Raw genomic sequence first — 21003 nt, forward strand, 5'->3', positions numbered from 1 at the left:
AGAGGATCGCGCCCTTCGTCGTTGCTGGAGAGGAAGCGTTAGAAGGTAAACGCTGCCTGGAGTGAGACACGCATCAGCGCATTGTTGGTGGTGTACGGCTGCCCCTGAAGCTGGGTGCTCGTACCGAAATATGGCGAGGTAAGCACGCCGCTGGGCGTGGCGTAGTCGTGATTATTGAAGAGGTTCTGCACGTTCACGCCGACGGTCAGGTTATAGAGCTGACCGGTGCTGGCTCCGCCGCCGCCGAAGAAGCCGGGGCCACCGCCGTGACCACCGCCACCACCGTGGCCGCCATGACCGCCGCCACCAGGACCACCCTGTCCCGGTCCCCCCTGCTGGCCTTGCTGCTCCTGCTGCTTGTTACGCGAACCGCCGAAGCCGAAGGTCTTGGTTGCGCGCAGGTTCATCACGAACTGTGCGGGGCCGGAGCAGGCGTACGTCGGAACAAGCTGCGAGAAGCTGGCAGCGTTCGCGGCCGAGTGCGAGAGGAACGAACCGCAGCCGGGAATGCTGACCGAGTTAGCCGTGCCGTTCGGAACCAGCAGCGGCCGGTCGTTGAACTGGCCGTCGAGGTTCACATCGCGACCTTCAGTGATGTTGAAGGGGCTGCCGCTCTGAGCGATCATGAACGGCGAGATCAGGATGTACTTCGGCAGCGTGATGGAGCCGCCGACGAAGGCACGCGAGCGGATGTCAAAGCTGGTGCGGCCAAGGTCGGCATTGATGTTGCCGGGAGTGGAGACGAACGAACCCGCGCCAGAGGTGTTGCCGTTGGCAAAGCTCATCGAGTAGAAGCCGAAGAGAGAAAGCCACTTGGCGGTCTGCACGCGACCGTTCACCATCAACTGGTTCTGGTGAAACTGCCCGCCGGAGAAGAACTGGTTGTTGACCGCCGTGGTGTTCGAGCAGGTACCGCCCGAGAGGCCGCAGAGGGAGTTCTGCAGCGCAAGCTGGTGGACGCCAAGCGTATGGATGTAGTTCACGCTCATGGTGCCGATGCGGCCAAGCTGGCGATCCGCGCCGAGAGCAAACTGCTCGACGTACGGTGCACGCAGGTTGCCAGCGGTGGAGTACATGGTGGCACCCGTGGTGCCTGTGGCCGCGCAGTTGGTGCTGGAGATCGGCAGGGCTGCCGTGCAGTTCGTCGGGTTACGCAGCGTGGTGACGATCTGATTGACGCCGTTCTGCTGAATCGTGGTCAGGACATCTCCCTGCGAGAAGCGGTCGAAGAAGATGCCGAAGCCACCGCGGATGACGGTTTTGGGTGTCTTCTTGGGACCACCGATGCCGTATGCGAACGCAATACGCGGAGCAAAGTCGTGATGCTCCTGCAGGTGGTTCTGCGCTTCGAAGCGGAAGCCGTAGGTGACGGTCAGATTGTTAATCGGCTTCCAGTCGGTCTCGGCGTAAACGCCAACGTCCGCCAGCGTGAAGCTGGTGTTTGGCGTGTTGATCACCGTGCGCGAGAACTGGCTGGGCGTGCCGGTAGCGTAGCTGTTGTCCGTGCCGCTGCCGGTAGCCGTCAAGCTGGCGTAGGTGAACGAGCCGTTGGTGTTCGCGGTGGTGTCCGTAGCCTCGCGCGTGGTGCGCAGGCGGCCGCCGAGACGGATGAAGTTCTTCTTCGTCTGGATGGAGGTGTAGTTCTGCACCTCCATGTGGTCCTGATGGTCGGAGGTGAACTGCGAGCTGTAACCACCGCTGCTGAAGGCACCCTGAACGCTGACGGAAGCCGCGTTCGAGAGCGGAATCGTATTCGTGCGGGCACGCTCCCACTCAAAGCGGGTCTCGTTGATGATGCGCGGGCTGATGGTCTGGGTGTCGCTGACCTGGATCTGATTTTCCTGCGCGAAGGAGTTGTAACCGGTCGTCGGCAGGGCAAGGCCGGTGACGCCCTGGTTGATCTTGTCGTTCTCGTAGAACTGGTAGCGCAGGGTCAGGACGTTGTTCTGTCCGATAGCGATATCGATGCGCGGCGTGAGGTCTGTACGCGCCTGCGGCTGCAGCGTGGAGAGGAAGAGCTGCCGCGAGGTGCAGGTAATGTCGCCAGGGACGCAGGGTGTCGTCGAGGCAGCCGTCGCGCCAAGAATCGTGGCGTTGGTGATGCCGAGGTCCTGAATGGCGCGGTGGGAGCCGCCGATTGAGAACGACGACCACTTATTGATAGGCCCGGTGATCGAGCCGAACATGAAGATCGTGTGGTACGGAGCCTGGTAGGTCGTAGACGGAATGAGCGGGTTGCCGGTGTTGAACTGCGAGGCGTTGCCGTTCATCTGGAAGGAGCCGTGGAACTTGTCCGTACCTGGCTTGGTGAAGACTTCGATACGACCGAAGCCGAGCCGGTCATACTGCGCCGAGAACGGGTTCTGATTAATGCGGATCTCGCGGATCGAGGACTTCGGCGGAAGCTGGCCGCCGGTGAAACCGTCGACATAGATCTGGCCGCCGTTCGGTCCAGCCGAAGGACCGGCGAGAGCGGTGAGTTCGCTGGAAAGCTCGTCAGGATCATCAGAAAGCGCGTCGAGGTCCTTGCCCGAGAGGACGAGTGAGCTGGCGTTGCTGTCCGAGTCCACGCTGACCTGCGCGGCGCTGGCTTCGACGTTGACCACCTGCGTAGCCTGACCGACGGCGAGCTTGGCATCGAGGGTCATGGAAGTAACCGCCGCGATCTTCAGCCCTGTCACCGAGTAGGAAGAGAAGCCCTTCATCGAGACGACAAGCGTGTACGAACCAGGCGTGACCGAGAGCGAGTACGAACCGTCGCCGGAGCTGGTAGCCTTGCGGGCCGCACCCTTGGTCGGCGTCAGCATCACGGTTGCGCCGGGGATCGGGTAGCCGTCAGGATCCGTAATGGTGCCGTGGATCTTGGTGCCGCTAACCTGCGCCACGATCGTGCTGGTGCTGGCGTCCTGCGCGGGTGAGTTGATGGTTTCGCCAGGCGCGGGCATCTGCTGCACAGCGGCAGGCGTCGGGGTGGGAACGACAGCGGCCGGTGGAGGCGCGGGGGCGGTGGTGCTGGTGGGCGACTGCGGGGTCGGGTTCTGCGCGGCGCTATACGCCGGCGCGAGCAGTGAAGCGGCGGAACACACGACTGCGCTCAACCATTGGCTACGCAATGACATTCTTTCTCCTAAAAGTGCTACAGCGGACCCATCGGCCCAATCGTGACCGTTCATCGGTCAAACAGTTCTGACTTTCTACTATGGAAGACGAACGATACGGAAAAAAGGCGCAGACATTCTGCTCGGCCGTGCGCCTTTCTTCCATTGTCTCTTATGAACTACTGCGATCCTGCTCCACCTTCGGCACCGCCGCCGCTTTCGCCACCACTGAGGCTCCAGGGAGAAAGTGTCATCGTGTCGCCGCTGGGAGCGGTCAAAATGGCTTCGACGCCGGCCAGCAACGTTACCGCAGTCGAGGTCGTGGAGTCAGCAGTCGCCTGCGTGGAGACGATCATGACCGCTTCGCCGGTCTTCAGGCCGCTGAGGGTTTCTGTCGGCAGGCGCTGCATCATGCCGCTGAGGCCGGAACCTTCGCGCTGCGAGCGCATGTGGGCTTCGCCGTCAGCGTGAGTTGCAGCCGCCGCGTGCTCTCCTCCCTCGCTGCCGCCCTTCAGACGTGCGGCGATTCCCTTCGCCATCATCGGCGGCAGGCGGCGGACGTCGCTGCTGGAGGTGACAGCCACCGTGACGACCTTCTTGGTCGCAAGATCCTTCAGCGTGACGGTACCGGCCGATGGGTCGATCGCCGTGATAAGCCCGGAGTAGTTGTGGAAGGTGCCGGCGACGATGGCGTCGGCGGTCAGCGAGGAGCCGTCAGGCGACTTGGTTCCACGGGCGCGGAGTTGGTCGCCGGGGTGAATGTCCGCGAGGTGGCTAAGAGTGGCATCCGCAAAGCGAACCGAGGTGCCGGAGTAGCGGCGGACGACGGTGGAAGCGGTGGTCTGGACGGCAATCATCTTCTGCCCGCTGGAGACCTGGAGCGCGCCGGTGGCGGGGTCAACCGACTTCACGATGCCGCCGATGCCCTGCGTCCATGCGGCTTCTTCGCTGGCGTGCGACTGCTCGATGGCAGCGGACTTCATCACGATAACGCGTGTCGCCGTCAGTGCCGTGGGCTGGTCGCCCGCCGTGCCTGTTACGAGTGCGCGGTCGCCCGTGCTGATGTCCGCAACAGTACCCGAGGTGGCCGACTTCAGATTCGTGCTGCCGGGAGCGACGAGGAGAACCTTGATGCCTTCCGGCACAGTCACGGTGACGTCACCCGAAGCCGAAGTGACGACCAGGCTACCCGTGCCGATCGACTTCACGGTTCCGGATGTCCGGGGAGCGGCAGGTGCGGCCGTTTGCGCTGCAGCAGCAGTCACCGTCAGGCAGGGAGCCGCGATCAGCGCGATCGCCAGCACGGAAGAAGAAACTCGCATCATGTTCAAAAAACTCCTCATTCACCGGGGTGCGCCCGCCTCATAGCGCAAGCCATCCGGTTAGCGCCACGGGGAAAGTCTATGGCGTGATCTGCACTAGAGTAACGTCCACGAAGGAAAAAAGTTGCATCGGGATAAGAGGTTTTGAGCTCGTGAATGCTGGTTTCGTGGAGGAGGGCGGGTGAGGAAAGCAGGTGGATAGGAAGTAGAAAGTAGGGGGGTAGGAAAACGATGCCGCTGAAAGCTAAGTGCTTTCAGCGGCATCAGGTTTGCGAAGAAAGAAAGATTAGGGGAGTGCTACGGTAGCGGCGAGCCGTCCGGAACGTTGACGTCGAGGTGCGAAGGATAGCGCGCCGAGCCGAAGATGGAGATCGTCTCCTTCTGGTAGGCCGAAGCGGGAGCCGTCATGATGTTCTCGACCCACGTCTGGGGGTTGCGGTCGTAGAGCGGGAACCAGGTGGACTGGACCTCAACACGCATCTTGTGGCCCTTCAGAAAGGTGTGGTCGACGCCGTGCAGGCTCCACTTGTACTCGGCCACCTCGCCGGGCTTGACCGGCTCAGGATGCTCGAAACTCTTGCGGTAACGGCCGCGCAGAATCTCGTCTGCCACCATCAGCTCATACTTGCCGTCCGGGTAAATGTCGATCAGCTTTACGATCCAGTCGCTGTCGCTGCCGGTCGTGGCTGCGAAGAGGTCGGCAACGACGTCACCGGTAACGGTCACGTCTTTCTCCAGCACCGGTGTATCGAAGTTGGCGAGGTCGTCGCGGCCAGAGACGAAGCTCTGGTCTTCCGCCAGCCAGGGGCGCCAGACGGAGCTCTCGCCGTATGTCGACTGCACCGGGCGATGGCGATACGGCACAGGGTTCGCCGGGTCGCTGACGTACATCGCGGCCTTGCTCTGCGGCGAGTTCTCCTTCACCGCAGACGGTGCTGCTGCGCTGAGCGTGTGCGACGCTTCGAGGTAGAGCTTCGCCGGGTGGAAGCCGTTGACAGGAGGCCAGACAGCGTAACGATGCCACTGGTTTTCCCCCGTGCGGAAGCTGGCCGTGTCTTCAAGGTCGAAGCCCTTGCGGTCCTTCAGATAGAACTCAAAGAACGGCGCTTCGATCTGGCTGCGGTACTGCTGGCCGGTCGGCTGCCCTGCGTCCAGCTTGCCGAAGGGGCTGGTGAGCACCTGGCCGGGGCCACGCGCCCAGCCTCCGTGGTTCCACGGTCCAAGCACGAGGAAGACCTTATGCTTGCTGTCGCCGGGCTTCTCGTTACGGCGAAGAACCTGGTACTCGGCCTGCGGGCCGAACATATCTTCCTGGTCCCAGAAGCCGCCGACCTGCAGCACGGCAACTTCGGGCGCGCGAAGCTTGCGAAGCTCGCTCTTGTCCTGCCAGAGCTTTGTGTACGTCGGGTTGGTGAGGAAGAGCTGCGCGGTCGGCAGATTGGTCATGCCTGCGCTGGCAGCGGCTCCGGCGAAGTTCGTGTGGTTGAGGAAGAAGTCGTACTGGTCTTCCTTCGAGTCCGGTCGCTTATCCGTCTTCTGCGCCTCAAGCTCCTGCACGTAGTCGAAGCCGTAGCTTTCGCGGAAGGCGCCGTTATGGAAGAAATCGTCGCCGAGCCAGACGTCACCCATCGGGGCCTGCGGGCTGACGGCCTTCACGGCCGGGTTCGCGTTCAGGCCCACCATCATCGCGGTGAAGCCCGGGTAGCTGATGCCCAGTGCGCCGACGCGGCCGTTGTTGTTTGGCAGGTTCTTCAGCAGCCAGTTGATGGTGTCGTTCGTGTCAGTGGTTTCGTCGATGTCCGTCTTCGTCTTGTGCTCGACGATGGGTCGCATCATCACGAATGTGCCGCCGGAGCCGTAGCGTCCGCGAATGTCCTGAAAGACCCAGATGTAGCCGCTGGCGGCGAGTTCGGGTTTGCCACCGGTGATCGTGATCGGCTCATAGCCGTTGACGCCGTAAGGCGTGCGCGAGAGCAGGATTGGAAGCTTCGGGCCGCTGTGCTCACTGCCCTTCGGCCGCAGGATGACGGTGTGCAGTTCGACGCCATCGCGGGCAGGAATCATGACCTCCGAGCGGACGTACTCGGGCATGGTGACGCCGGGCGGTGGCGGATTGCGCTGCGCCTGTGATGGGCTCGCGATGGCGAGTACGGTGACAGAAAGAACGACAGCGCGAACCGCGCGAAGCATCATCAAAACGTGGCTCCTCAGGAAAAGCAAAGGCCCCGAATGCTCGGGGCCTTGCGTGTTTCGGTTTACTGTCCGGTCAGGTTGCCTTCAGGACGCGTGTTGCACTGCCATCCCTGGCGAGCATGAGCGCCGTCGCAGAACGGACGCTTCTCGCTGAGGCCGCAGCGGCAGAGGCTGATCGCGGGCTTGCCCGTAAGGTCCCACTCCTGCCCGTCGGCATCCTTCAGCACTATGTGACCTTCGACGCGCAGTGGTCCGTTCGGACGCACCGTAATGTGAACTGCTTCATCTGCCATGTTGCTTGTCCCCCTCATGTGACGCGCTCAGAATAGCAGCGGCTATGGTGGATGTTTTGACGCCGTTCCTACTCCAGCCCGACCATGACTTCGTCGATGTAGCACCAGCCCCACTGCTCACCCGGCTCCACGGAACGGATGACCGGATGCTTCGAGGTGTGAAAGTGCTTGGTGGCGTGCTTGTTTTTGGAAGCGTCGCAGCAACCAACGTGGCCGCAGTCCAGGCACTCCCGCAGGTGCACCCAGCTATCGTCCATGGCGATGCACTCGGCGCAGCCTTTGCCGTAGGCTGCGCTGGTGGTGTCCTCAATCTCGACCGAATCGAAGTGATGGCAGTTCATCGTTGCCTCCTTGTACCGCTGGCGCTTCCTTTAGTTGGAGCTCTCTCCAACTACCTTGAACACAACATGCGTGCCGTCGTTGAAGCGCAGCTCATAGCCCCGCGAGAACCAGCCGCCCTTCGACTCTGTTCCCCGCAGTTCGCGAGCACGATAGTCGCCGGGATGCAGCAGGCCGCTCGCAACCGCGCGCAGCTCATACCGCGAGCCGTCGGCCAGCACATCGAGGTGGAGGTCCGTCGCACCTGCCTGATCGTCCGTCGATCCCGGGGCCGTGACCAGCCACGAGCGCGTGACGTGGATGACGAGCGGATAATCCAGCTCGACCTGCCCCGAAGACGAGTAGCGGCCCTTCTGCGAGACCGCCGCCGAAGGCACAAGAAGCCCCGCAATCAATCCCGCTGATAACAAAATTTTCTTCATCCCTAAACCGCCTTCGCCAGACATTCCAGTTGCGCCGCCAGCAGTTGCTGGATGCCACCCTCGGCCACTCGCAGCATCTCGTCGAGCTGTGCGCGGCTATAAGGTTCCCGTTCAGCCGTTGCCTGCGTCTCGACAAAGCCGCCTGCGGCCGTCATCACCACGTTCATGTCCACCTCGGCGCGAGCGTCTTCCTCGTACGCCAGGTCCAGCAGGACACGGCCGTCGACGATGCCGACGCTGGTCGCGGCAACCATCTCGCGCAGCGGCGAAGCCTTCAACGTCCCCGCAGCGACGAGCTTGTTCAGCGCAATCGCCAGCGCGGTTGCCGCGCCCGTGATCGCCGCCGTACGGGTGCCTCCGTCAGCCTGCAGCACATCGCAGTCGAGGATGATCATGCGCTCGCCGAGCGCCTTCAGGTCCATGACCGAGCGCAGCGAACGACCGATCAATCGCTGAATCTCATGCGTGCGACCGCCGATCTTGCCGCGCTCCGACTCGCGCGGAGTGCGCGTGAGCGTGGCGCGGGGAAGCATCGAGTACTCGGCCGTCACCCAGCCCTTGCCGGAGTTGCGCAGCCAGCCCGGGACCGTCGGCTCCACCGTTGCGTTGCACAACACGCGCGTGTGCCCAACCTCAATCAATACCGACCCTTCAGCCGTCGCGACGAAACCCGGGGTCATCTTCAGCGGGCGAGCGTCCTGCGCTCCACGGTCACCGCTGCGAAACAGTTCATCAATTGCCATCCCTGAATCGTAGCCCACGCGAGAGAATTGCGTGATTTCGGGAAGAGGTTACTTCCGGCGAAATAACATTTGTATTTTGATATCAAAACAGGAATTTCGCACCAAAACGGGAATATCAGCTATGTTGTCTTTTGCTGAGATTCTGTACTCTTCAAGAGCCGGAGGCTCCCATTTCGGGAATTTCGCTTTTAGCGACGTTCGCTCAAGAAACAGCCTCTACCGTATCTTTATCAACGACTTAATGGAAATCTCCCACTTTGGCACGCAACGTGTTCTTATGTAACCGCACAAAGTAACGTAAGACAACAACTCGGAGACGTTTATGCAGGCGCACTCGCTGAGCAACAGAGCCGCAAGCACTCATTCCCTTCTTCCTGTCTCAATGCAGGAGAGACAGGGTTTCCTCACAACGTCTGGCCCCCTCGCAGAAGGTGCCGGACTGGCGCACGATGCCGGGAATCTTCTCGGTGCGCTGACCCTTTATTGCGATCTTCTCGATCGGCCCGGAGTTCTTCGGCCGGAGCACCAGCATTACAGCCGCGAACTGCGCCTGTTGGCCGAACGGTCCTCAACGCTCATCGGTCGCCTGATTCAGAACAATCTCGAGTCGCTGGCACACGAGGCGTTCCCTGCTCCGACCGCAGATCCGGGCGAAGCGCTGCTGTCGCTGGAGCCTGTGCTTAGAAGAATGGCCGCGCCGGTAGCATCGTTGACGCTGACAACGCAGCGAAGCCTGCGCAAGCCGGCGACGCTGACCATTGAGTCCCTCGAACGGGTGGCCATCAACCTGGTGAGCAATGCCGTCAACGCTCTTGTCTCTGCAGGCCGTCACGACGGCCACATTGCCGTAACGCTGGCCGCGTCCCCCACCCGGCTGACCATGACGGTAGCCGACAATGGGCCGGGGATGAACCTGCTCTGCGCAGCGCAGGCTGTCTCTCCTTTTTGCGAAGAGGCGCCCAGCACATTGCGGCGGCACGGCCTTGGGCTGCACATTGTGCATGAGCTGGCGGAGGACTCCGGTGCCAGCTTTGAGATACACGCTCGCCGCAACCAGAGTACGGCGATCACGCTGAGCTGGCCGCTGACTCAGCAACCACTGGCACGTCATGCGCCTGCAAACAAGCTTTCGAAGGGGGCAGCCGCGCATGTCAGACGGTAAGCTTCCCCTTGCACGAACGGGCACAGCACAAGCAGGTATAGCCGAAAACGAACTTACCGCCGACAGCCTTCGCAACGAAGCCAGCCGACAGTATCCGACCGGTGACGCCGGACGATTTGACCAGCATGCCGACCGCCCGACACTGGCCGTGCTCGTCGTCGACGACGATGCGCCGGTGCGCCACGCGTGTGCCGAGATCGCCCGCTCGATGGGCTTCCTTGTGACAGAGGCCTGTGATGTTGACGAGGCACGCGAAAAGCTCGCCAGCGGACAGACCGATCTGCTGTTGCTCGACCTGCGCCTGCCTGGCGGCGGTGGCCTTGCTCTGCTGGAGACGGTTCGCTCCACCCACCCCGGCACGACCGTGGTCGTAATGACAGCGTTTGCCACGGTGAAGTCTGCGGTCGAGGCCATGCGCATCGGCGCCAGCGATTACCTGACCAAGCCGTTCACGCTCGATGAACTCTCTGCCGTGCTTGAGGCAGCGGCGCAGCGACGTTCGTTCGACCACGAAAGCCGTGCGCTGCGTGAGCAGTTGCGTACCGGCAAAGGCATGGGCTCCCTTGTGGGCCGGTCACCAGCCATGGAGAAGCTGTACCGCATCCTGAGCAAGGTCGCCTACACGTCGCATCCGGTTCTGATTCTGGGCGAGTCGGGTACGGGCAAAGAACTGATCGCACGCCTGATCCACAGCAACGGGCCGAGCGCGTCGAAGCCGTTTATTCCGGTGGACTGCGGCTCGCTGGTGCCGACGCTCATTGAGAGCGAGCTCTTCGGGCACGTGAAGGGAGCATTTACCGGGGCGAATCGCGCGAAAACCGGGTTGCTGGTGGCGGCCGATCATGGCACCGTCTTCCTGGACGAGATTGGCGAGCTTCCGCTGGATCTGCAGGCAAAGCTGCTGCGCGCGCTGCAGGAACGCGAGGTGCGTCCGGTGGGCGCAACCCACTCGCTGCCGATCAGCGCACGCATCGTGGCGGCGACGAACCGCGACCTGACCCAGATGGTCGAACAAGGGAAGTTCCGAAAAGATCTTTACTTCCGTCTGAACGTAGTCAACATTCGCGTCCCGCCGCTGCGCGAACGCAAGACCGATATTCCGCTGCTGGCCGCGCATGTGCTGGAACGGATGCACCGCGAGAACGGCATTCGGTACACGTTCTCCGACGACACGCTGCGGCTGCTGATGGAGTACGACTGGCCCGGCAATGTGCGCGAGTTGGAGCACGCCATTGAACGCGCCTGTGCTCTTTCCAGCGGGCCTGTGCTGCACATGGGCGACTTTCCGACGCAGCTACAGGACCACCGCTTCCACATTATTCGAGGCGCCGGGAGCCGAGACGCAACCGCTCCGGGCCATGCTGGCCCTGCGGGTTCCTATGCGCTGGACGATGATCCGCCGCCGGTGCAGTCGATCGCGGAGATGGAGAAGCAGGCGATTCTCAACACCATTCGGCAGCTCAAGGGCGACAAGCTGATGGCCGCCAAGCTGCTCGGGATCGGCAAGACAACGCTGTATCGCAAGCTCAAGGAGTACGGCCTGGGCGATGAAACCAGCCTCGGCTAGGGCCCCGTTCCCAGAAAGGACAAGGAAACGCTATGCCACAGCCCATTCTGATTATTGCGCCTGAAACGACGGCACAGCGCGCAGCGGAAGCCCTCCGCACCGAGCTGGACAAGAAGCTCGAGCTTGCCCCTAACCGGCGCTCCGGACTGGCGCTGCTGCGTCGAAACGAGTACTCGCTGGTGCTGCTGGATGAGACGCTGGCAGCGGCTGATCCTGACGCCGCGGACACGATCTACCAGAACGCCGGGGCAGCGAGCGTGCTGGAGCTGAACTTTGCCATCACGGGAACGCCGCGCATCGTGCGGCAGGTACGCTCAACGCTGACACGGCGATCGCATGATCAACAGCAGGCGCGCCAGGCGGCGGTGCTCGCGCTGCAGAACGAGCTGAGCGCTTTGCTGGCAGGGCTTTTGCTGGAGTCGCAGCTCGCGCTTCGCGACGCCACCGCGACGCAAGCCCCGAAACTGCGCCATCTGGTAGAGCTGGCAGGAGATCTCCGGGACCGCCTGCGTGCGCAGTAAAAGAGGGGACGCCAACACAGCCGCGCACTGCTAACGATCACAGAGTGGAGCTCTGGCTATCGCACAGGCGTTCGATGATCGCACCGTCTCTCAGACGCGGGCAACGGTGGCTGTGTACAATCACGGCGTATGATGCGGCTCTTGTCAGACCGCCTCTCAACCCCCGAGGAGATTGCATGATCACATTGACACCCGGAAAACTTGCAGGTCTGAAGGCTGTTTCTGATGCGCGTGGCGTTATCGCCGCTGCAGCCATGGACCAGCGTGGATCGCTGCAGAAGTCGCTCGCCAAGGAGCGTGGCGGTGAAGCCACCGGTCACGATCTGGAAGTCTTCAAGACGAACGTGACGGACGTTCTGACCAAGCACGCTTCGGCAATTCTGCTTGATCCCGAGTTTGGCCTGCCCGCAGCGCAGCACCTGAACGGCAAGGGCCTGCTGCTGGCTTATGAGAAGACTGGCTACGACGCCAACACGGCTGGCCGCCTGCCCGATCTGCTCGACGTATGGAGCGTGCAGCGGTTGAAGGAAGCTGGCGCAGACTGCATCAAGATCCTGCTCTACTACACACCCTTCGACACGAAGGAAGTGAACGAGTTCAAGCACGCGTGGATTGAGCGCATTGGCGCAGAGTGCAAGGCATCCGACATCCCGTTCTTCCTCGAGTTCGTCGGCTATGACGCCGAGGGCGGCGATGAGAAGACCGTCGCGTACGCTCGCAAGAAGCCGTCCATCGTCACCGGCGCGATGAAGGAGTTTTCCAAACCGCGCTACGCTGTCGATGTCCTCAAGGTCGAAGTGCCGATCGTGATGGAGTTCGTGCAGGGCACGAAGGCATTCAAGGGCGAAGCCGCTTACACGCGTGAAGAAGCTCTGGAGCACTTCCGCGCTGCAGCTACCGTTACCGAACTGCCGTTCATCTATCTTTCGGCTGGCGTGTCGAACCCCGTCTTCATCGAGACCCTGGAACTGGCAGGCGAGTCCGGCGTGAAGTACAATGGCGTGCTCTGCGGTCGTGCGACGTGGAAGGAAGGCATTCCGATCTACGCGAAGGAAGGCGAAGCCGCATTCCGCAACTGGCTGGAGACAGTCGGCGTGGAGAACATCGAGAACGTCAACCGCGCGCTGCAGACAGCAACGCCCTGGACAGAGAAGGTCAACGCCTAAGCCGGTTCGAGCTTAGACACAAAGAAGCCCGCCATGACGGCGGGCTTCTTTGTGTCTGCACTGCGCTTATTGGATATACCAGAGCCCGTAGAGGCCGGAGTCTGCGTCGTAGAGCACATCATAGTGATACAGCGCACGAAGCCCCGTGTTGACGAAGGTTCCGTTCGACGGCGTAGCGTAATCCACCACGGTCGGCGTGGCTCCACCGGTGCCTCCTACCGTGATGATGTAGTCGTGGGTGCCGATATAAATCGTCATCGACGTGCCCGCCGTGACGCTGCCGCTAGTCGGCAACGAGGAATCCTCGACGATCATGTTTCGCAGCCCCGTATCGACGAGGACGCTGCCCGTTAGCTCCGTACCCGTACCGATCTTGAAGCCACCCGTCGGTGTCTCCCAGTCGTTGTGCGTCCCGGCTACGGGAGTGCCTGCGCTCGTCAGCTGCTGCGTGGTGAAGCTATCGCCGACGGTTGCAGCCGTCAGCCCCAGGTAGAGGCCGGCACGCTTGATCAGATAGCCACGACGCATCGTTCCAGCGACCATCTCCGTGACGTTGAGAGCGGGGTTATACGGTGGCGACTTGTACAGCGTATTGCCCCGGCCAAAGCCGATGCCAAGCATGTGAGGAATCGCGCCGGTGCAGCTTGCGGAGTTCACGCCTGTTCCCAGGCAGGTGCCTTCCGTCACAGCGAGCACAGGAAGCGTGGCAGTCGCTGGAACGTTATCGCCATCTTCGTTCACTGCATCCGGAAAGCTGACCGTCACGGTCGACCATGTGCCCGTAAGCTTCAACCCGCTGGAGGAGTAGGTGATGCTTCCTGCCGTACCCGAAGGCAGATCGGGCACCTCACTGGCCGGAACGATCATGCCGACGGAACCGGTATCGACGGTGTAAGAAGCCTCTGTGCCGCCGTTAGCCTCTGCATTCACCTTCAACGTGCTGGTGAGGTCAGAGAAGTCCGGCGAACCCACCCACGGCACCTTGTAGTACTCGGAGTAGTCGCTGTAGTACGTGCTTGCCACCAAAGGGGTAGCCACTTTGGGACTGGCAGCACTGCCCGCCGCAAGAGGACCTGCGGCACAACCAACCATCGCCAACAAGAACAAAACGCCGCCAAACTGCGCGGCCCGAAACCACTGCTTCTGCATTCAGTATGTCCTCCGTGCGGCGAGTGTAAGTCGTCGCACGAGAGAACGCACATTACGAAAGACTGCAGACCTACTCGGGACGAAGTCCCGAGTAGCCGCCATCGGCGTCGAAGAGGTAGTCGTAGTGCCCCAGCGCACGCAGTCCAGTGTTGAGATAGGTGCCGTGTGAAGCCGAAGCATAGCTCGCGCTCGTCGGCGTCTGCACACCACCATCGCCCAGGGCAAAGGTGTAGCTCTGCTGCGCGATGGTGACAACCATCTTCGTGCCGGAGCTAAGCGTTCCGCTCTGCGGCATGTTGACGTTCTCCACAATCATGTTCAACAGACCGGTATCCAACAGCACGGTGCCCGTGACAGCCGCGCTGGAGCCAACCTGAAAGCCACCGCTCACGGTCGTCCAGTCGTTCTTGCTGCCGGAAGCTGGTGTGCCTGCGCTGGTCAACGCGGCCATCGCGTAGCCAGACGAACTCACCGAGGTGATCCCCAGCGTGATGCCGTCGCGAGCAATGGTGTAGCCTCGCCGCATTGTTCCTGCGGTCATTTCAGCTAACGTAAGAAAGGCGTTGTACGGGGGCGAGGTCTCCGTCGTAGTGCCGCGACCATAACCAACGCCGAGCATGTGCGGAATGGTGCCTGTGCAGTTGCCCGAGTTCACACCCGATCCCGTGCAGGTACCGCTGGTAACCGCCAGCACCGGCACTGTCGCGGTGGCCACCTTGCCGGAGAGCGACCCGCTCCCGGTGGCCTGAGGGAAGACTACCGGCATCGTCACCCAGACACCCGTCAGCTTGAGTCCGCTCGACGAATAGGTAAGACTGCCAGACGGCGATCCCGAAGGAATGTTCGGCACCTCAGAGGCAGGAACCACAACGCCCACGGAGCCCGTATCCACCGTGAAGTTGGAGATCGTGCCACCGTTCACCTGGGCCTGCACCTTCAACGTGCTGGTAAGGTTCGCGAAGTTCGGCGTCACGGAGTACGGAATCGTGTAGGTCTGCGTGTAGGACGCATAGCGGTCCGCGTCTGCACTGAGAGAAGAGGTCGAGCTGGGAGTAGACGACGAGCAGCCGGAAAGCGCTGCAAGGGCGGCGACAATTGCAAGCCGTGCAGGGAGATTCTTCATAAGTTGGGAGCCTTGTTCACGATGATACGTGAGCAAAAACAAGTACTTCGCAGTAGAGCGCGAAGGATATGCTGTTGGCAGCGATATCCGCACACATTATGCTTTCTGAACCTTCTCGCCCCAGCATCAGCTTCGTGATCGCGACCTGCTCGCGGTCGGCGCAGATGCGTGGTGCGCTGCAATCGCTCTTCGCGCAGACAGGCCTTGAGGCACTTTCGCTGGAGATGGTTGTGGTGGACGACCAATCTACCGACGACACGCTGAGCGTGTTGCAGGAGCTAGCCGCAACGGCCCCCTTCCCTTTGCACATTTTGCATGGCGCAAAGAGCGGCGTAGCTGCGGCACGAAACCTCGCGGCCTCGCACGCACAGGGTGAGTGGCTGGTGAGCTTCGACGATGATGAATTAGCAGAGCCCGACTGGCTCGCAAAGCTCTACGCCGCAGCGCTGGCGAACAACGTCGATGCTGTGGGCGGGGACACGATCCTGAGCCTTCCCAACGGGCTGCAAAGCAGCGACTACGGCCCGCGCGCGCGACGGTTGCTGGGAGAGACCGCTCCAGGAGGAAGCTCACGCGCGTACCCCGTGGAGATACTCCCCGCGACCAACAACGTGATGCTCCGGCGTTCGCTCTTCGAAGAGTTGAACGGATACGACACGCGCTTTGTCGAAGGCGGCGAAGACACGGACTTCTTCTATCGCGCGAGGCTCGCAGGCAAAGTGCTCTGGCTGGAACCAGCCGCCGTGGTGCACCACCTGATCCCTGAGCGACGCACCACACCGCACGCGATCGCGCTCACCGCAAAGCGGATCGGCGTGGCAGAGTCACGCATGTTCCGGCTGCGCGGGCAACGGTGGAACCCCTACATCGTGGCTTGCAAACGCATCAGCGTCACACTGTTTCGCGATCTTCCGACGCTGGCGCTTGCGAAGCTGCAACGTAATGCACGCGCGGCAAGCGAAGCGCACTTGAGCCTTGCCTACACCGGCGGTCTGTTGCGTTCGCTACTGGGCTCGAATGAAAAATTCGCCGCCAGCATGGACTTCCGCATACGCCATGGCGAGCGCAGCGACGCGACGAAGAAGCCTCTTTAGCGAGGCGTCTTCACGCGCAGCAACTGCAACGTAGCGGCACGATCACGAGCGTTCGCAAAGAGAGCATGTCCTTCGATCTGATCGCGGTAGAAACCCATCACCACATCGTTGTCTTCGATACGGCCATCGCCCCAGTCAGCCCACTGCGGAAAGCGTGACCACTCCCAATCGATGTAACAAAACGCCTTGATGCCAGGCGAAGAGCGCAACAGCCCAAAGTACGACGCAAACCAGGCATCCACGCTTAGCTGACCGCCACGCACGCCAGCGTTGCGCGGCGTCGACTCTGCAATCATCACCGGAAAGCGGGCCTTATCGGCCGCGCGAAGAAACTCCGCCGTCAGCGGTGAACCGATCTCTTCAGGCTTGAAGAGATTGATCGCCCACCAATCAACAACATCGTCGCCCGGGTAATACTCGCGCCAGCGCGACGCGGCCAGCGCCACATCTTCACCACCGCGCTGACGGTCTAACTCTGCTCGCGCCGACCAGTTCCACACAACGGCGATCATCGGCGAGCAGGCATGAAGCTGTTGCGCGACGTTGCGAAACGCTGAACGATACGTGGACGCGTCATAGCCGTTCCAAGGCGCGTTGAACTCATAGCCGATGCGCACAAAGACCGGTCGTTGCAGCGATTGCAGACCTGCGCACAACGCCTGCAGACGCCCATCATCCATGCCGCGAGCCGTCTCCATTTCATAATGCTTGCTGGCCGAACCGCGATTCAGCGCAAGGCCGATCTGCGGCACAAGAGACTCGCGATGGCTATCAAGGTCGCGGTGCAACTGCGTGAAGAACTGGCCCAGATCGTCGCGCAGGTCAACGTACTTCATCGTGAGCATGGGCTTCGCAGGAGCAACGGCAGCCGTGTAATTGTTGAACGACTCTTCGTCGCTCTGGCCACCGCCATGCAGCAGAACGTTCTCCGCGGGCTCCAACCTGCGACCGTAAAATTTCCTTGCAACAAGCTTGGCGGTGGAGAGTTGATCACGCGTGGCGGCAGCGTCTGCGTGGCGACCGTGTGATCGCCACATCCATGCGACGCAAAGCAGCAAGGCGATGGCAAACAGCATGGAGGCAGCGCGCTTCACGCGTTCACAGCCTCAGCATCCGCACGCAGCGAACGCTTCCACGCAGCCTGCAGCAGGGCGTTCGGCAGCATTGCGATGCCGAGGAAGAAAGCCCACTCCAGCAAACCCGGCTTCGAGCGACGCATCGCCGCGTAGACCGTTCGTATGCCCTGCCAGTCCCCTGCCCGCTTGGCTTTCAACGCAACCTTGGTCGCAAGGAACGACGCGGCCGTGCGGCCGTCGATCCACTCGCGATAACGTTCCACCCAACGTAACGAATCCTGCCAGTTGGTGCGCCGCGAACGCGATAGGTTGTCCATCGCGATGTTGTAAATCACCAGCGGCTCCCAGACAAACTCCACACGAGCGCCAGCAAGATGCCAGGCTTCCAGAAACCACGCCCAGTCTTCATGCTCGGGGTGCGAGGTGAACGGCACAGCCTCCAATATGGAGCGATGCACCATCAACGCCTGCAGGGTCAGCACACCGGGGCGCTTCATCAGACCGGGGCGAAGCAAAATGTAATCGGCCACATCTTCGTCCGGCCCGATAGGCCGTGCGGGCTGCACATCTTCACGACCATCGTGCCGATACACCAGGCAGCACGCAATCATGCGCTGCGGTTGCGTGGCATCCGCCAGACGCATCTGGTGTTCAATCTTCGCAGGCAGCATGATGTCGTCGTCGTCGAGAAACGCCAGCCACTCGCCACGACTGGCGCGTACGCCTGCGTTGCGGGCCTCCGCGGGCCCACGATTCTGCGCCAGCTCCATGTAACGAAGGCGAGCATCCATGCCTTCTACAGCAGCACGCGCCTCGGCGTCAGGACCATCGGAGACGATCAGGACTTCAATCAGCGGATACGTCTGGGCAAGCGCACTCTCTGCCGCGATGCGCAGATCGGCAGCACGCTTGTAGGTCGGGATCACGATACTCACGAGCCCCGGCTCACTCGCAGCGTTCATGCTTTTCTCCCTTCGAGAATGTTTACGGCATCGTTCCGCATATCCGCAGGCAGCCTCTGTACGTCAGCAGGGGTAAGGCCGCCGAGGATCGCATGTGGAGCGAGAAAGCGATCGCTCTCCGCTTCGCTTCCCGGCACCAGGCTCATCTTCGCCACGCAGGCGTAAGCCAGCAGCGTCGGCAGATAAGGATCAACCGGCGCTGACTCCGATAGACTTTGCAACACGATCCACGTCAGCAGCACGGCCGCAAACAGAGATGTTTCCGTATGGTCATGACGATAACGCTTCCAGGCAATCCAGCACGCGCTCCACATCACACCGACGTAGAGCGCCACACCGATCAGTCCCAGGGAAAGCGTCTGGTCGAGGTAGCTGTTGTGCGCGTGCGGCACCGACCATCCCTGATCGGCAGAGATGCGCGCGATACGCGCCGCGCTCCAGAAGCCGTCATAGCCAAAGCCCAGCAGCGGACGCTGCGCCACGCTCCCCGCAAGCTCCTGCCACAGTGGGCCACGGTTGGAGAGGTTAGAGGTGTTCTGCGTATCGTTGCGGCCCATCATGAAGACGGTCTGCAACGCGTCCGTGCCGTTCTTCATCACCAGCACCGAGGCGCCTGCAACACCAAGCATCAACGCTGCGATCAGTACCATCGCACGCGTCTCTGTTTTCCAGCGCAGGCGCGCGTAACGCAGCAGCATGATGCCGAACAGAAGCATCGCGAGAATGGTGCTCATGCGGGCGCGCGTCATAAACAGCAAGACAAAGGCCGTGCCAAACGCAAACCAAAGACGCTTCGCCCACTCAGGCTTGTACGCCAGCAGCGTGACGATGCAGAAGAGCAGAACACAAAGGCTCATCGCCTGATAGTTTGCCGTGGTTACACCCTGGAAGCGATAGTCAGGATCTCGCGGTGCAAAGATGCGCTGCAGGATAGCGTCGCTGTAGAACGCAATCAGCGCGACGGCACCCGTGGCACACATGCCGAGCAGCGCCATCTCGATTAGCGAGAAGACACGCGCCATCATATAGGCAAACAAAATATTGAAGAGGAAGACGACAAGGCGCTTGGTCGAAAGACCAGGCGAATCGCTCCAGCCCACGCTCATCACGGCCCAGACCACATACGCGGTGGCAAAGTAAATCAACTGCCCGCCGATGCGACCACGCTTCGGCAACCGCCACAGCAGGAAGAGCGAGATCAACGCGACGATCGGCATCGCTATCTGTCGGCTGAGGTTGCCTGTCTCTGCCACGCTGGCCGTTGCAGCAGCACGGTCAATGGAGTGCTCCGGCACGAACGGCAAAACGTACGGCACGGAGTACCAGAAGCAGATCGCCAGCACGAGCCCGCACAGCATCTTCACCAGACGCACACGAAACGTCGCGCGGCCAATCTCCGCGCGAAGGCGCTCGCTGCCCGCCGCGGCCATCCAGCCCGTCGCTACGCTCACGCTGTCCTCGTTTCGCGACGATAGAAGAACTGCCGCACGAAGAGCACTACCACGCTACCCACAAGCAGCGCGGCTGCCGCGCCGGGCAGTTGGTACGAGCGCACCAGCCAAAGAATCACCCCAGCCTGCGTCACCATGCCGACCAGGTTTGCATAGAACGTAAGGCGCGCGCGATTCATTGCGGTGAGCCCATAGCTCTGCGCCATCGTCATCGCAAAGGCGACAAAGTTCAACGACAGCACGGCGAGAATCACGCGAGAGTTTGCAGGAGCGCCCTTGAAGATCGCCTCTGCCACGAACGGGCCCACGGCGATGATGCCCACCGCAAACAGGATGGAGCCGATCAGCAGCAGGCGATTGAACCGCGAGACCAGGCGAGTGAGGGCTGGCTTGCCGCCATTGTGATACGAACGCGCAAGCATCGGCGCCATCGTATTCTGCAGGCTCGTCAGCGCGACGCGAGGTATGTTCACCACGCTCTCGCACTTGGTATACGCCCCCACGCTGACTCCGCCGAGCAGCGAGCCGATCACCCACGGGTTGCACTGCGAGCTGATCATGAAGACCATATTCGAGCCCAGCAGCCAACGCCCCAAACGGAAGTTATGCGCGAAGTCGTTGCGCGTGTCGCGCAGCCGCACAACGAAGCTCGCCCACTCCGTAATCAGCCAGTAGATCGAGACGATCAGGCAACCGGCCGACAGCACCACGAGCGTATTCGGCACCGTCAACCGATGCGTCTTGTAAAGCGCCTCGACGCCTACAATCTGCAAGGCGACGGTCGCAAGGTCTGTCCAGAACGCAGCCTTGAAGCGCATGTAGCAGAAGTACATTCTGCGGTTGAACTCGCGAAAGAGGATCGCAATGCTCGTCACCGCCAGCGGAGCGAAGGTATCGCGATAGAGCAGCCGCGAACCATGCTGCGACCACGCGCCCAGCCCCCACAGCAGCAGCGCTGCCAGCACGCAGGCAAGCACCTGCTGCATCACCAGGCTGCCCAGAAAGCTGCGCTTGCGTTCGTCTTCCGTCCCCGGCAGATTGAACGTAAACGGAGCCCAGAGAAAGACGTTGCTCAGTTGAATGAGCACGTCCATGCTGCGCTGCGTCAGGATGTAAATGCCGAACTCGCGCTGTGCGGCGTGGCGGCTCAGCAGCGCAGCCACCACCATGTTGCCAAAGCTGTAGACGACCTGGTCGGCCAGCGCATAGCCCATGCGATCACTCGCCATGCGGACAGCACGATGCCATAAGCCGAGCGGACGTGCCGCAGCCAGTACCTCGTCGGCCTCAAGGCCGATGCCCCCTTCTGGCAATGTCGTCAT

At 61.7% G+C, this 21003-nt stretch carries 18 protein-coding genes; 5 read left to right on the forward strand and 13 right to left on the reverse strand.

The genetic code is table 11. The features are described 5' to 3' along the window. Positions 1-38 precede the first annotated feature (38 nt). The 7 genes from PW792_13335 to rph form a co-directional block, all read right to left on the reverse strand. Positions 39-3119 (reverse strand): TonB-dependent receptor, encoded by a 3081-nt coding sequence (locus PW792_13335; GenBank protein MDE1162909.1) that lies wholly within the window; start codon positions 3117-3119, stop codon positions 39-41. Positions 3120-3277: 158 nt separating this feature from the next. Then, the gene (locus tag PW792_13340) at positions 3278-4423 is read right to left on the reverse strand and encodes a hypothetical protein (protein MDE1162910.1); all 1146 of its coding nucleotides are present in this window, start codon (positions 4421-4423) and stop codon (positions 3278-3280) included. 294 nt (positions 4424-4717) lie between these two features. Beyond that, the gene (locus PW792_13345; protein MDE1162911.1) at positions 4718-6613 is read right to left on the reverse strand and encodes a CocE/NonD family hydrolase; all 1896 of its coding nucleotides are present in this window, start codon (positions 6611-6613) and stop codon (positions 4718-4720) included. Positions 6614-6675: 62 nt separating this feature from the next. Further along, entirely contained in the window at positions 6676-6906 is a 231-nt protein-coding gene (locus tag PW792_13350; GenBank protein ID MDE1162912.1) for a CDGSH iron-sulfur domain-containing protein, read from the reverse strand. Positions 6907-6974: 68 nt separating this feature from the next. Continuing rightward, entirely contained in the window at positions 6975-7247 is a 273-nt protein-coding gene (locus PW792_13355) for a UBP-type zinc finger domain-containing protein (GenBank protein ID MDE1162913.1), read from the reverse strand. 30 nt (positions 7248-7277) lie between these two features. Then, on the reverse strand, positions 7278-7667 hold the full coding sequence (locus tag PW792_13360) for a hypothetical protein (GenBank protein MDE1162914.1): 390 nt from the start codon (positions 7665-7667) through the stop codon (positions 7278-7280). A 2-nt stretch (positions 7668-7669) separates the two neighbouring features. Continuing rightward, positions 7670-8410 carry a ribonuclease PH gene (gene rph / locus PW792_13365; GenBank protein ID MDE1162915.1) on the reverse strand — a complete coding sequence of 247 codons (741 nt, stop codon included), beginning with the start codon at positions 8408-8410 and terminating at the stop codon, positions 7670-7672. A 382-nt stretch (positions 8411-8792) separates the two neighbouring features. On the opposite strand from rph, the gene PW792_13370 reads away from it, so the two are divergent. From PW792_13370 to PW792_13385, 4 genes are all read left to right on the forward strand, one after another. Then, positions 8793-9572, forward strand: coding sequence for an ATP-binding protein (locus tag PW792_13370; protein MDE1162916.1), 780 nt, complete (start codon positions 8793-8795; stop codon positions 9570-9572). Next, positions 9559-11139, forward strand: coding sequence for a sigma-54 dependent transcriptional regulator (locus PW792_13375; GenBank protein ID MDE1162917.1), 1581 nt, complete (start codon positions 9559-9561; stop codon positions 11137-11139). Before PW792_13370 ends, PW792_13375 begins: the two co-directional genes overlap by 14 nt. 32 nt (positions 11140-11171) lie before the next feature. Continuing rightward, positions 11172-11660, forward strand: a complete 489-nt coding sequence (locus tag PW792_13380) for a hypothetical protein (protein MDE1162918.1) — start codon at positions 11172-11174, stop codon at positions 11658-11660. Positions 11661-11836: 176 nt separating this feature from the next. Then, positions 11837-12826, forward strand: a complete 990-nt coding sequence (locus PW792_13385) for a tagatose 1,6-diphosphate aldolase (protein ID MDE1162919.1) — start codon at positions 11837-11839, stop codon at positions 12824-12826. A gap of 66 nt (positions 12827-12892) precedes the next feature. Here the strand turns inward: PW792_13385 and PW792_13390 are convergent, their stop codons facing one another. Next, entirely contained in the window at positions 12893-13975 is a 1083-nt protein-coding gene (locus PW792_13390; GenBank protein MDE1162920.1) for a hypothetical protein, read from the reverse strand. 70 nt (positions 13976-14045) lie between these two features. Then, positions 14046-15098, reverse strand: a complete 1053-nt coding sequence (locus PW792_13395) for a hypothetical protein (GenBank protein ID MDE1162921.1) — start codon at positions 15096-15098, stop codon at positions 14046-14048. Between the two features lie 74 nt (positions 15099-15172). Here PW792_13395 and PW792_13400 point away from each other — a divergent pair, with 74 nt between their 5' ends. Further along, positions 15173-16192: a glycosyltransferase gene (locus PW792_13400; GenBank protein MDE1162922.1), complete on the forward strand. Its 1020-nt coding sequence runs from the start codon at positions 15173-15175 to the stop codon at positions 16190-16192. Here PW792_13400 and PW792_13405 read toward each other — a convergent pair. From PW792_13405 to PW792_13420, 4 genes are read right to left on the reverse strand one after another with little or no spacing between them, the layout of a single operon-like run. Next, complete coding sequence (locus tag PW792_13405; GenBank protein ID MDE1162923.1) at positions 16189-17286, reverse strand: hypothetical protein; 1098 nt, start codon at positions 17284-17286, stop codon at positions 16189-16191. The two genes, PW792_13400 and PW792_13405, sit on opposite strands and share 4 nt — an antisense overlap. Then, a complete protein-coding gene (locus PW792_13410) occupies positions 17283-18230 on the reverse strand; it encodes a glycosyltransferase family 2 protein (protein ID MDE1162924.1) in 948 nt (315 codons plus the stop codon). Before PW792_13410 ends, PW792_13405 begins: the two co-directional genes overlap by 4 nt. Beyond that, a complete protein-coding gene (locus PW792_13415) occupies positions 18227-19681 on the reverse strand; it encodes an O-antigen ligase family protein (GenBank protein ID MDE1162925.1) in 1455 nt (484 codons plus the stop codon). Before PW792_13415 ends, PW792_13410 begins: the two co-directional genes overlap by 4 nt. Then, positions 19678-21003 carry a lipopolysaccharide biosynthesis protein gene (locus PW792_13420; protein ID MDE1162926.1) on the reverse strand — a complete coding sequence of 442 codons (1326 nt, stop codon included), beginning with the start codon at positions 21001-21003 and terminating at the stop codon, positions 19678-19680. Before PW792_13420 ends, PW792_13415 begins: the two co-directional genes overlap by 4 nt.

The organism is Acidobacteriaceae bacterium, assembly GCA_028283655.1.
Classification (GTDB): domain Bacteria; phylum Acidobacteriota; class Terriglobia; order Terriglobales; family Acidobacteriaceae; genus Granulicella.

Coding starts and splice junctions, on each gene's coding strand:
- PW792_13375 (MDE1162917.1), top strand. CDS start 9,559: ATGTCAGACGGTAAGCTTCCCCTTGCACGAACGGGCACAGCACAAGCA.
- PW792_13350 (MDE1162912.1), bottom strand. CDS start 6,906: ATGGCAGATGAAGCAGTTCACATTACGGTGCGTCCGAACGGACCACTG.
- rph (MDE1162915.1), bottom strand. CDS start 8,410: ATGGCAATTGATGAACTGTTTCGCAGCGGTGACCGTGGAGCGCAGGAC.
- PW792_13370 (MDE1162916.1), top strand. CDS start 8,793: ATGCAGGAGAGACAGGGTTTCCTCACAACGTCTGGCCCCCTCGCAGAA.
- PW792_13360 (MDE1162914.1), bottom strand. CDS start 7,667: ATGAAGAAAATTTTGTTATCAGCGGGATTGATTGCGGGGCTTCTTGTG.
- PW792_13395 (MDE1162921.1), bottom strand. CDS start 15,098: ATGAAGAATCTCCCTGCACGGCTTGCAATTGTCGCCGCCCTTGCAGCG.
- PW792_13385 (MDE1162919.1), top strand. CDS start 11,837: ATGATCACATTGACACCCGGAAAACTTGCAGGTCTGAAGGCTGTTTCT.
- PW792_13380 (MDE1162918.1), top strand. CDS start 11,172: ATGCCACAGCCCATTCTGATTATTGCGCCTGAAACGACGGCACAGCGC.
- PW792_13355 (MDE1162913.1), bottom strand. CDS start 7,247: ATGAACTGCCATCACTTCGATTCGGTCGAGATTGAGGACACCACCAGC.
- PW792_13410 (MDE1162924.1), bottom strand. CDS start 18,230: ATGAACGCTGCGAGTGAGCCGGGGCTCGTGAGTATCGTGATCCCGACC.
- PW792_13335 (MDE1162909.1), bottom strand. CDS start 3,119: ATGTCATTGCGTAGCCAATGGTTGAGCGCAGTCGTGTGTTCCGCCGCT.
- PW792_13340 (MDE1162910.1), bottom strand. CDS start 4,423: ATGATGCGAGTTTCTTCTTCCGTGCTGGCGATCGCGCTGATCGCGGCT.
- PW792_13390 (MDE1162920.1), bottom strand. CDS start 13,975: ATGCAGAAGCAGTGGTTTCGGGCCGCGCAGTTTGGCGGCGTTTTGTTC.
- PW792_13420 (MDE1162926.1), bottom strand. CDS start 21,003: ATGACGACATTGCCAGAAGGGGGCATCGGCCTTGAGGCCGACGAGGTA.
- PW792_13345 (MDE1162911.1), bottom strand. CDS start 6,613: ATGATGCTTCGCGCGGTTCGCGCTGTCGTTCTTTCTGTCACCGTACTC.